The sequence below is a fragment of the Sphaerochaeta sp. S2 genome (genome assembly GCF_016406725.1).
GTDB lineage: Bacteria > Spirochaetota > Spirochaetia > Sphaerochaetales > Sphaerochaetaceae > Sphaerochaeta.
Genome location: NZ_JAEKNT010000526.1, coordinates 1 through 10841, shown reverse-complemented (window position 1 = coordinate 10841; position 10841 = coordinate 1). Strand labels below are relative to the sequence as shown.

The following is a 10841-nucleotide window of genomic DNA, read 5'->3' as shown; positions in this document are numbered from 1 at the left end:
CTTACCACCATAACACTCATTGGATAGTTTGCAACTCCAGAAAGTTCCTCATAGAGCGCTTGGACATCAACAACTTCTGTTGCGAGCTTGCTCCCATTGAGAATCATGGAAACAAACGGCTGAGGCAACATGACCAAGGATACCTTTCCTGCAATGGTCAGCTGTGCAAGCTGTGCTGGGCTGGCTACAGAATAGTCAAGGATTACATCCACTCCAGCCTCTAGCCCGGCTTCCCTGAGCAATAGTTGAGCCATCTGGTCGGGAGTGGATCCAGCGCCGGGTACATGTACTGTTTTTCCTAGCAGATCGTCCACACCTTGAACCGACCCATCACTGGAAACTACGCTGAGCATCCCGTTACCGATAACTGCAGCAAGCTTTATCTTGACTCCCTTGTTGTAGATATTTGCAGCAAGATTGGAAGGAAGACAGGCAAAATCGAGCTCCCCATTGGCCAGTCGGGCAACCACTTCATTGGGGGAAGGGAATACCTGCATTGCAATCTGAATGTCTTCGGTGATTCTTCCACCATTCTCATTCAGGGCAACAGAAGAAAATCCAGTAGGCCCGGCCATGACAGCGAACTGAACTTCCAATGGCGAGTCAACCGGAGTCTCAGCAACCGGCTGTGCCCCAATTGCCACCATGGCAAGCAGGGCTACGAAAACAAGACTGATTTTGTGTTTCATCACATATCTCCCTATGGAAAGAGGGGGTAATCCCCCTCCTTCACTTATTCTACACTGATACGGAAATACCGCTTCTTTCCAGCACGGAGAATCAATTCCCCATACTCATCCAGATAGGATGAGTCAATGAGTGTCTTGGGATTCTCAATACGTTGTTCACCAATCCATGCGCCTCCACCTGTTACCAATCGGCGGGCATCACTGTTGGTTGCAGCCAAGTCAGTCCGGCTGAATAGATCCAGCACACCAATACCCGAGTCCAGCTCTGCCTTGCTGATGGTCAGTGTAGGCATGCCTTCGCGGCCATCAATGCCCAGGTTGGCTCCATTGAACATTGCCTTCGCTGCTGTTCGGGCCTTTTCGGCTTCCTCTTCCCCGTGAATGATCTTTGTCTGTTCATAGGCAAGACGGTCTTTTGCATCGTTGATGTTGACGTTCTCGCCCTCATACTGGGCAATCTCCTCAAGAGAGAGGAAGGTAAAGAGCTTAAGGAACCTTACCACATCTGCATCGTTGACATTTCTCCAGTACTGGTAGAAATCATAGGCGCTGAAGAGTTCGGGGTCGAGGAAAACCGCACCCTTCTCACTCTTGCCCATCTTGTGTCCATCAGATCGGGTGATCAAGTTGAATGTCAAACCATAGCATTCAGGACCACCAAGTTTTCTGATCAACTCGATACCACTGACAATATTCCCCCACTGATCATCACCTCCAATCTGAAGGCGGCAGCCATGATCACGATTGAGGATATGGAAATCGTAGGACTGCAGAAGCTGATAGTTAAACTCAATGAAGGAAAGTCCACGCTCGAGACGCTGCTTGTATGATTCAAAGGTGAGCATCCTGTTCACCGAGAAATGCTTTCCGATCTCACGGAGGAAGGTGATATAATTCAATCCATTGAGCCAGTCTGCATTATTCAATGCAACAGCTTTTCCTTTTCCACCCTCCGGCTGCTCGCTAAAGTCAACAACGGTACCCAGCTGTTCCTTGATGGAGGCACAGTTCTTCTGGATCTGCTCAACAGTGAGCATCCTTCGCATCTCGGTCTTTCCTGAGGGGTCCCCGATCATGGCAGTGCCACCACCGACAAGTGCGATTGGATTATGCCCTGCGTTCTGCAGATGGTGCATGGCAAAGAACGGCACCATATGACCGATATGAAGGCTCTTGCCGGTTGGATCTGCACCTACATAGAACGTTACAGGGCCTGCATCCATCAGGTCACTGAGCGCATCATAATCGGTACATGCTTTGACGAACCCTCGATCGATCAGGGTCTGTAATGCTTTATTCATTGTACTACTCCACTCGCTTGTATGCTTTGTTTGCTTCCTTGATTGTGGCAACCAAATCCGAGATGCTTACCCTGCTTTGTTCCATACTGTCCCTGTATCGAAGGGTGACCGTATTGTCTTCCAGAGTCTGGTAATCAACGGTAACACAGTACGGGGTGCCGATCTCATCCATTCTTCGATATCTACGCCCGATAGCGCCACTGACATCAAAGAAGGTTGAGAAGTCATCTCTCAGTTCCTTTTCAAGCTTGGATGCAAATTCCGCAATTCCGTCCTTCTTGACCAGAGGAAGGACCGCAACAGTTACAGGAGCAATGTTCGGATGGAAGTGCAGCACCGTCCTGACATCCCCACCCTCCAATGTCTCTTCCTCATATGCATCACTCAGTGCCATCAATACATTACGGGTCAAGCCAGCCGAGGTTTCCACAACATAAGGGATATAGCGCTGGTTATTCTCAGGGTCGAGATAGGTGAGATCTTTTCCACTGAACTCCTGATGCTGTCCAAGGTCGTAATCGGTCCGGTTATGGACACCTTCAAGCTCCTGCCAGCCCATGGGGAAGAGGAACTGAATATCATAGGCATCCTTTGCATAGAATGCCAATTCGTCTGGGCCATGCTGATGCCACCTGAGGCTGCTTGGCTTGATACCCATCTTATGATAGAAAGCCATCCGCTGTTCACGCCAATAGCCGAACCATTCCTCATCGGTCCCGGGTTTGCAGAACCATTGCATCTCCATCTGCTCGAATTCGCAAGAACGGAAGATGAAATTCTTCGTGGTGATTTCGTTTCTGAAGGACTTGCCTACCTGTGCAATTCCGAAGGGAACCTTCACACGGCTTGAGGATACCACATTCTTGAAATCTGCATAGATTCCCTGTGCAGTCTCAGGCCGAAGGTAGATTGTGGAACCTCCGTCCAGATTTGCGCCAATGTGAGTCGCAAACATCAGGTTGAAATTCCTTGGTTCAGTAAAACTATCGCGGGTACCACAGGTAGGACAAGCGCCGCCGAGATCAATCTGATCGGCACGGAATCGAGACTTGCACTGCTTGCAGTCAACCATGGGGTCACTGAAGTTGGACACATGCCCACTCGCTTCCCAGACTCGGGGGTGCATGAGGATGGAGGCATCCAATCCTACGATATCATCATGGATCTGGGTCATCTCTTTCCACCAGAAATCGCGGATATTGTTTTTCAGCTGAACTCCCAGTGGCCCGTAGTCATAAGCGCCATTCAAGCCACCATAAATTTCACTTGACTGAAAAATAAATCCACGTCGCTTACATAAGGAGACAATCTTATCCATCGTTACTTCTGCCATTTGCTTATACCTCTCTCTTCAGCACGTCCAACGCTGTTTCAATTCTTTTATATGTCTCTTCCTGGCCCAATAGTTTGATCGAGTCAAACAATGGAAGGCTAACCGTACTACCGGTGAGGGCAACCCTCAGGGGCATGAATACCCCGTTCACCTTGATATCCATTTCATCGGCCAGGGAAGCAATATCCGCTTCAATTTCCTCTTGCTCCTTGCCTGTTTCAAACCCTTCCTTAAGCTTTGTATAAGCTCTCTCCAAGGCAAGGGTTGCAGTAGCCAGGTCCACCTTTTTGGCAGCGAACAAATTCACATCCTCATAGGTGGGTGTCTCAAAGAGGAACCTACTCAGATCTACAATGTCACTGAGTACCTTCAGCCGCTCCTTGCTCACTACAGTGAGAGCAAGCATGTCGCGCTTCACATGTTCCTGTAGGGGAAGCGTGACAAATCCAGCTTTCTCCATGTAGGGAAGCAACATCCCCAAGAGCTCTTCATCCCCTTTCTGACGGATATACTGTCCATTGAACCAATCAAGTTTCTTGTAGTCAAATATCCCAGGAGCCTTGTTTATCTTCTCCAGAGTGAAGAGTTGTTCAAGTTCTTCCTTGCTGAAAAACTCCCTCTGTCCATCGTAGGACCATCCTACCATGCTCACATAGTTCATCAAGGCCTCAGGGAGGTATCCCTTCTCTCGGAACTCCCTCACAGCTGTCGAGCCGTGACGCTTGCTGAGCTTCTGTCCGTCCTTGCCCATAACCATCGGCAGATGGCAATACAAGGGAGGCTCCCAACCAAAAGCTTCATAGAGAATGATGTGCAGAGGACCTGAGGGAATCCACTCTTGTGCCCTCATGATATGCGTAATACCCATCATGTGGTCATCAATGACGTTTGCCAGATGGTAGGTGGGAAATCCGTCACTCTTGAGCAGTACAGGATCAGGACTGACATCCTTGTTCTTTCTAGATATATCTCCCATGAGCACATCGTGGAAGGTTGTCTTGCCCTCAGAGGGCACCTTCAAACGAATGACGGGTTTGATGCCTTCATCCTCATACGCCTTACGCTGTTCGGCGGTAAGATTACGGCAATGGCGGTCATATCCCTGCTGCTTGCTCTTCTCTTTCTGTTGTTGTTCACGCAAGGCTTCCAACCGCTGGGGAGTACAGTAGCAGTAATAGGCCTTGCCTTCATCTACCAGCTTCTCAGCATACTGCTTGTACAGGTCGAAACGCTCGCTTTGGATATAGGGACCATAATCTCCGCCGACCACGGGACCCTCATCCCATGTAACACCCAACCACTCGAGCGTGTCATATAAGTCCTGCAAGGACTCATCACTGTATCGCTCACGATCGGTGTCTTCCACACGTAAAATGAACTTGCCTCCGTTTGCACGGGCAAAGAAATAGTTGAATAATGCGGTCCTTACCCCACCGATATGTTGCAAACCGGTCGGAGAAGGTGCATAGCGTACTCGTACTTCCATCAGGATACACTCCTCTCAATGCTACTGTTGTACCGTAAATCAGAGATTATAGCAACACAGATGACAGGACAGGAGTCCAGTATTTAGACACGTGTCCCAATAGTGGGCTTTCCTGTTGACCTTCTTGGTGTATTTCGATACGGTACACTCAATTGAACGGAGGAACACAATACTGATCAACCCAACAATACCAGCCTTTTTTGCAGGGGGAAATACCTCCCTCACAAACCTGTTTAGGTTGCCTATTACCCTATTTACCACGTTATACACTTCAAAATATCTCAGCCCATTCAATCAGTTCTCCAGCTTCCCAACTGAACTGTTGTTCCTGCTCTTTTCCCTTATCAGTTTTCTACTCGCCTACAACATCCGACGAACCTGCAGACCACGTTATCTTCGCGAGCATGAACTGCTGGTAAGTGATATTCTTGCCCATGAGGAGTTCCTCAAACTGAAAGAGTATCATCATCATGCAGGTCATATCTATGACCATGTCACCAGGGTAAGCTACATCTCATACCGTATCAGCAAGGCTTTAGGCTTGGACTATCACGCTGCAGCACGGGGAGGATTGCTCCATGACTTCTTCCTCTATGACTGGAGGGAACGAAAGAGCCAGGATGAGAAGCGTTCATCACACGGAAAAGAACACCCTTATATCGCTTTGGAGAATGCACAGAAGTACTTCACAGTGAATGCAAAGGAAGCTGACATCATCGTCAAGCATATGTTCCCAAAGACCCTCTCTCTTCCCAGATATCGGGAGAGTTTCATCGTAAGTCTCAGCGACAAGATTGCTGCAGTCTACGAATATAGCCAACGATTCAAACGTTCCTAACGTTCTCCTTCAATCCAGGAAACCACCGCAGCCATTGCCCTATCCTGCGCCTTCTGATTCTTGTCGTAAGGCATGAGATGTCCAATATCCTCAATGTGTAGATGTTTGTTTATACCCTTGCTCTTGCTGGTTACCAGAATGCAGGCTTCCTGGGGAATGGTGGGATCCTTTCCCCCGCTGATAGCCAATGTATCCGATCCTAGGTGATCGATGCAGGCAACCGCTTGCTTTCGAACCCGTTCCAACTCCCAAATTCCTGATGGAAACTGATATGACCAATACTGTGATCCCAGATATGCATCGTCATCGGGATCTCCCTCATAGTAGAAGTGGTATTCTGGATCACCCTGCCAAGAGACTTTGCGTTTCTTGATAAAATGCTTCAGCAACCAAATGGTCTTCCTCGGGATTGCAGGAATCACCAGAGCCGGAGCAAGCAAAACCAACGTATCGGCAGAAAATGCATCAGCAATAATGGTGGCGATGGCTCCGCCCATGGAGTGACCAACCACAGAAACCTTCTCATACCTACTGGAAAGATGAGCATAGGCATCATACGCAGTTCCAATCCAATCCTCTGCCTTGGAAGAAAGAAAATCCTTGTTGCTTGTACCATGACCCGGGTAACGGGGACAATAGACATCATACCCCTTCTCAAAGAGATCAATACCTGGCCTGATCAGCTCCCCAGGATATCCAGTGTATCCATGACAGAGCAACACAGCCTGCTCTGCTATCTCGTCATGGACCATTGCCCATGCCCTGGCACTTTTTCTCACTGGAGACTGGTCCTGATAGTGCTTTGCTGAAAAATCGGGTATTTCATAGGTTATATGCATAAAGCTTCCTCCTACCAACTCTGTTTCAAAAGGTTCAATAAGTCGATGCGGCTCCTGACCTGGGTCTTCCCATAGATGTTTGCCACGTGGTTGTTCACCGTATTTGCGCTGATCCCCAGCTCACTGGCAATCTCCTTATTGGTCAGACCTCTGCTGATCAACTGTATGACCGAGAATTCTCTCTCCGTTATATGATACTCCTCAAGATCACCAAGGCTCAATTCAGTCTTTGGCTTCTGATTTCCATCATCACGGCCAATCCTTACGAATGTGATGAACAGGAATGTCATGATCGTGATGGAAAGTGCAAGGAAGTACACACCAAAAAGAAAGGGCTTAAGCGCAGGAAAGAAGAGAGCCAACAGAATTGCCGGAACCATTGAAGCACTCACGATAATGATGGCAAGCGCTGAAGCTCTGGCGGTCTTGTTCTCAATCGTCTTGATGTTCCGCATCATGACTATCAAGCTGAAGCCCATGACGAAAACAAACACAAAAAGCATCGCCTGGTCCAATACCATCTTTCCCGTAATCTCCCGTGCAATTCCCAATCCAAGGTAGATGGCAGCAAGGGAAAAAAACAATCCTTTGTATGGATTTCTCCACGGATGAGCTATCACCCAGGTTGTGAAGTACGGGATAAAGACGATAAGGAAGGCAAGATCAGCAAGAAACACTGAAGTGATGATGATCGAAACTACCGTATAGGCAACTCCACTGAGGAACATTTGGCTGAGCACCTGTAGTGCCAAGAGCATCATACATCCCAGAAGGGATGCATGACAGATAATAAAATAGGTTGCCCATCGCTTTGCGTTCGCAAGACGATACACAATGGCCAAGGCCAATGTCATACACCCTAGACCGAACGCAAGCATGTAGACCAGTAGCAGGATTCCGCTCACTCTCCTATCCTTTATTCTTGTTCAGGCCCAGGCGCTTCTGATTGTGTGTCAGATCAGCCAACCCGCAAATATCGGTGATATCATTCAACAATGCCACCATGTTGGTTGGGGCCAACCCCACCTGCGATGTTGTGAGTGCATTATAGGAAGATGCATTCACGGCAGCCTTCGACTTCGCTGAATAAAGTTTGAGATGCAGGTCAAGTCCTTCATCCAAAAGATAGGAGGCATCACCTCTGAAGCCAGGAAATTGCTTGGAGAGTGCGCTCTCGATCAGAGCAGGATCATTCACGAAGCCCTTTGGAGTCTGCAAGTGAAGTAGATACCAAAGAGGCAGGGATGGATTGTTCCAAGCCAGACGAACCTTTTTCTTCTCTGCAAGGGGCATTGCTTTCTTTACGTCCTGTACAGAGACATTCAGGTCTGCAAAACCGAAGACCAACCATACACTGCTGTACTTCTCCTTGTTCCGCATCTGCCCGGCCAAGGTGATCAAGTGGGCAAGATCCTTGTAATCAGGTTCCCATACCACCGTCATATTTGCATAACGGCAGTCCTTGCGCATTTGGGAAAAGTAGAGGGCTTCTGCCTCGGTTGCTGTCACCACCAGTACGGTCCTGCGTGGTTTTTGGGATATGCGTTTTCGTGCCATTATTACTCCTCCTTATCCTTGCTTGTGTCCACAAAAGAGAACTCCGAGAGAATCGGAAGAGCTCCGAATGCTCCATTCATGTACTGACTCTGCGTCTTGTCCTTGCTTCTTGAATACTTGAAATTGGCCAGACTGAAGTATACGGTGGCACTCTCACTGTTTTTCTCAGCAAAGTAGACACCATCACGCCTGAGCAATCCCGGCTTGAGCAGGGAGGGATTGCAATCAACCACAAGCATCTGGGAACCATAGCCCAGGTTGCTTGCCTCAAATATTTCCACAACGTGACAGAGAACATCAGGATGCAACAGCATGCCGAAGTCATCGATCACCAGTGTCTGGTTCCGGGTGAAGGCATCAAAAAAGGCTACACCCATAAGACACAGGCGTCTGAGACTCAAACTCTCCAAAGAGAAATAGGAGGCATAGTGTTGTGTTACGTTGGTATGGACAAAGATGATTCTCTCATCCTTGACCCTGATGTCACGAATATCAGTGATATCAACACTCCAAAGGAAGTTGATCAACTGCTGGACCCACTCAGGATGTTCAGTCAAACGGTTAATGAGATATTTCTCACTGATGTTTGAAACACCCATGGGAAGCAGATGCAGGCTGTCACTCAACCAGGCATAGAGCAAAGAGGTGGTATCACTGCCCTTCTGGGCAGAAGCCCCCAGGAATGAGTGCTTCTCGTCAACCTTCCCAACCAATCGCTTCTTATCTCCACGATACATCTTGCCCCAGCGATACTTGTAGGTCAGTTCTTGATCATCGAGGAGGATACTGTTCTCATCAACCTTCCTTTCAAACATCATTCTTTTTGAACGACCAATGAGATGATAGAGGGATTCCTCGAAAATCTTTTCCCGGTCGCTGACCAAGGTATACTGAGCAATGGTTGGCTCGCCACTCTCTTCATCACGGTCTACCAGTACTCTGATGATAATGGTTGCTGGCTGTCCCTTTTCCTCGGAATAGGCGAATGATGTACCACTGAGAATCTGGAGAGGGTTCTCCGTCTCTTCTGCAGCACATACAATACCTTTCAACGCTTCAAGCGCACGTACAAAAGTGCTCTTTCCAGCTCCATTGGGACCTACAATGGCTGCTGTCTTGATAAGCTTCAGTTTCTCAGTGACTTCGACAACTTTTGACTCAGGGAACCTATTATCCCTGACAGCTTCAAAAGAAATGGTTTGCGCAGACTTTACGGACTTGAAGTTCGCAATAGTCATATCCAGCAGCATACGCTACCTCCTCATACCCATAGGTGGATTCACCAAAGATTTTGCATACTCCGTCCCACTGATGGCCATTTCTCAATTGCATCCATCAAACGGGCCGGAAGGGTTTCATCGCCATGATTGTCGGTGGCGATCACATCAATCAAGCCAAGTTCCAAATAGGGAAGCGAAAGTCCGCTCTCCACAGCTTCAACGTTTGTCTGTAGTAAACAACCGAGAGAGCGCAAACGTTGCAACATTGCACTCTTTGGGTTCAACCAAAGATACCGTTCAACATGCGCTATGAGTGGACGATAATGCATCTCAGTAAGTTGCTGCAACCGTTCCAACAATCTGGGTGGTGGCAGGGAGAGCCCGAACTCCACCAACGCAAACCTCCCATCGATGGGAACAGTCTTGAGGGTCTCCTGCTCACCAACATAGAGTTCACTGCCCAAGTAGGTCTTTATTCCCAAGGCCTGGGATTCTTTCTTTGCCCACTCGTAGGTCTCTCTCAGCTTTGAAACGTTTGTTGTCACATACGGATTGTAGATATGGGGAGTAAATGCTATTGCTGTGACGCCTGAGAGCTGATAGAGATTCAGCATACGGATGAACTGTTCTCGTGAGAGGTAGCCATCGTCAATCTCAGGCAGAAGATGGCAGTGCATATCACAGATACCCATAGACAAAACTCCTTGCCGTGATTATATCCGGAATCTTGAAAATGTGAAAGGATAAAAGGAGCATTGCAAAGAATTAGGCTATCAAACAGTGGCTAAAATTCAATCATTGGTTGTGCAGAGCGCTTTGCACCAGAGAGATGATGCTTTATCTCAGTCAGTTCACTGACCATGTCTGCGACAGATATCAATTGGGGTGGAGCATTTCTCCCCGTGATGACAATATGGGGGAACCCTTCCTTGTTCTTATGGTCTGCAAGCCAGTGACAGACTTCCTCACAGTCAAGGTATCCAAGGGAAAGCGTGTAGGTGAATTCGTCTAGGACAATCAGATCATAGGAAGCGGAAGAAATCCAACGCTTCACCTGCTGCCATCCTTTCTTTGCCAACTCAGCATTCTTTGCATTGTTGTCCCCTTCCCAGGAAAACCCAGCACCAAACTGTTTCCAAGGTACCTCAAGCTGCTTGAGGATGCGGTACTCACCGCTATCAAGAAGAGCGGGGTCCTTCTTGATGAACTGGGCAACTGCACAACGTGCACCGTGACCCAAGGCACGAATCAACTGTCCCATCGCAGAAGAGGTCTTGCCCTTCCCATCACCCGTATAAATTAGAATCAGAGAGGATTGTATTGCTTTCAATTGCTACTCCATTACCATATATTGAGTCATCGTTACACCCTGTCCATCATCCACCGAGTCCCCGCTTATCTGCCTCTTGGCAAGCTGGTCCTGGCTTAATGCTTGCTGCAGGATCAGGAGCGTATCATGGGCGCGCTTATCACCTGTTGAGTTGTACACAGCGTTCATAAGATCTACAGACGCCTGAAGTTCTCCCAAGGCAGCAAGCATCAATGATGCATTGTACCCACTGCTAAGCTGCCCTGCTT

Annotated in this window: 12 protein-coding genes; 1 reads left to right on the top strand and 11 read right to left on the bottom strand. The window is 48.3% G+C overall.

The window, feature by feature from the left end; translation table 11 throughout:
• The 4 genes from JF818_RS15515 to gltX form a co-directional block, all read right to left on the bottom strand.
• Positions 1–689, bottom strand: a 689-nt coding sequence (locus JF818_RS15515) for an ABC transporter substrate-binding protein (RefSeq protein ID WP_198892951.1), incomplete at its 3' end; no start/stop codon positions are given.
• Positions 690–733: 44 nt separating this feature from the next.
• Positions 734–1990, bottom strand: coding sequence for a tyrosine--tRNA ligase (tyrS, locus tag JF818_RS15510; RefSeq protein ID WP_198892950.1), 1257 nt, complete (start codon positions 1988–1990; stop codon positions 734–736).
• Between the two features lie 4 nt (positions 1991–1994).
• The gene (locus JF818_RS15505) at positions 1995–3323 is read right to left on the bottom strand and encodes a glycine--tRNA ligase (RefSeq protein ID WP_198892949.1); all 1329 of its coding nucleotides are present in this window, start codon (positions 3321–3323) and stop codon (positions 1995–1997) included.
• A 4-nt stretch (positions 3324–3327) separates the two neighbouring features.
• Complete coding sequence (gene gltX, locus JF818_RS15500; RefSeq protein ID WP_198892948.1) at positions 3328–4809, bottom strand: glutamate--tRNA ligase; 1482 nt, start codon at positions 4807–4809, stop codon at positions 3328–3330.
• Between the two features lie 238 nt (positions 4810–5047).
• Between gltX and JF818_RS15495 the strand changes: the two genes are divergently transcribed.
• On the top strand, positions 5048–5647 hold the full coding sequence (locus tag JF818_RS15495; protein WP_198892947.1) for an HD domain-containing protein: 600 nt from the start codon (positions 5048–5050) through the stop codon (positions 5645–5647).
• Here JF818_RS15495 and JF818_RS15490 read toward each other — a convergent pair.
• The 7 genes from JF818_RS15490 to JF818_RS15460 all read right to left on the bottom strand — a co-directional run.
• The gene (locus tag JF818_RS15490; protein ID WP_198892946.1) at positions 5644–6486 is read right to left on the bottom strand and encodes a carboxylesterase; all 843 of its coding nucleotides are present in this window, start codon (positions 6484–6486) and stop codon (positions 5644–5646) included. The genes JF818_RS15495 and JF818_RS15490 overlap by 4 nt on opposite strands.
• An 11-nt stretch (positions 6487–6497) precedes the next feature.
• Positions 6498–7391, bottom strand: a complete 894-nt coding sequence (locus JF818_RS15485; RefSeq protein WP_198892945.1) for a helix-turn-helix transcriptional regulator — start codon at positions 7389–7391, stop codon at positions 6498–6500.
• 4 nt (positions 7392–7395) lie between these two features.
• Positions 7396–8043 (bottom strand): RloB family protein, encoded by a 648-nt coding sequence (locus tag JF818_RS15480; protein ID WP_198892944.1) that lies wholly within the window; start codon positions 8041–8043, stop codon positions 7396–7398.
• A 2-nt stretch (positions 8044–8045) separates the two neighbouring features.
• A complete protein-coding gene (locus JF818_RS15475; RefSeq protein WP_198892943.1) occupies positions 8046–9293 on the bottom strand; it encodes an ATP/GTP-binding protein in 1248 nt (415 codons plus the stop codon).
• A 29-nt stretch (positions 9294–9322) separates the two neighbouring features.
• Positions 9323–9955: a CpsB/CapC family capsule biosynthesis tyrosine phosphatase gene (locus tag JF818_RS15470; protein WP_198892942.1), complete on the bottom strand. Its 633-nt coding sequence runs from the start codon at positions 9953–9955 to the stop codon at positions 9323–9325.
• Positions 9956–10047: 92 nt separating this feature from the next.
• Complete coding sequence (locus JF818_RS15465; RefSeq protein WP_233067979.1) at positions 10048–10593, bottom strand: cob(I)yrinic acid a,c-diamide adenosyltransferase; 546 nt, start codon at positions 10591–10593, stop codon at positions 10048–10050.
• A gap of 3 nt (positions 10594–10596) precedes the next feature.
• Positions 10597–10841, bottom strand: a 245-nt coding sequence (locus JF818_RS15460; RefSeq protein WP_198892941.1) for a hypothetical protein, incomplete at its 5' end; no start/stop codon positions are given.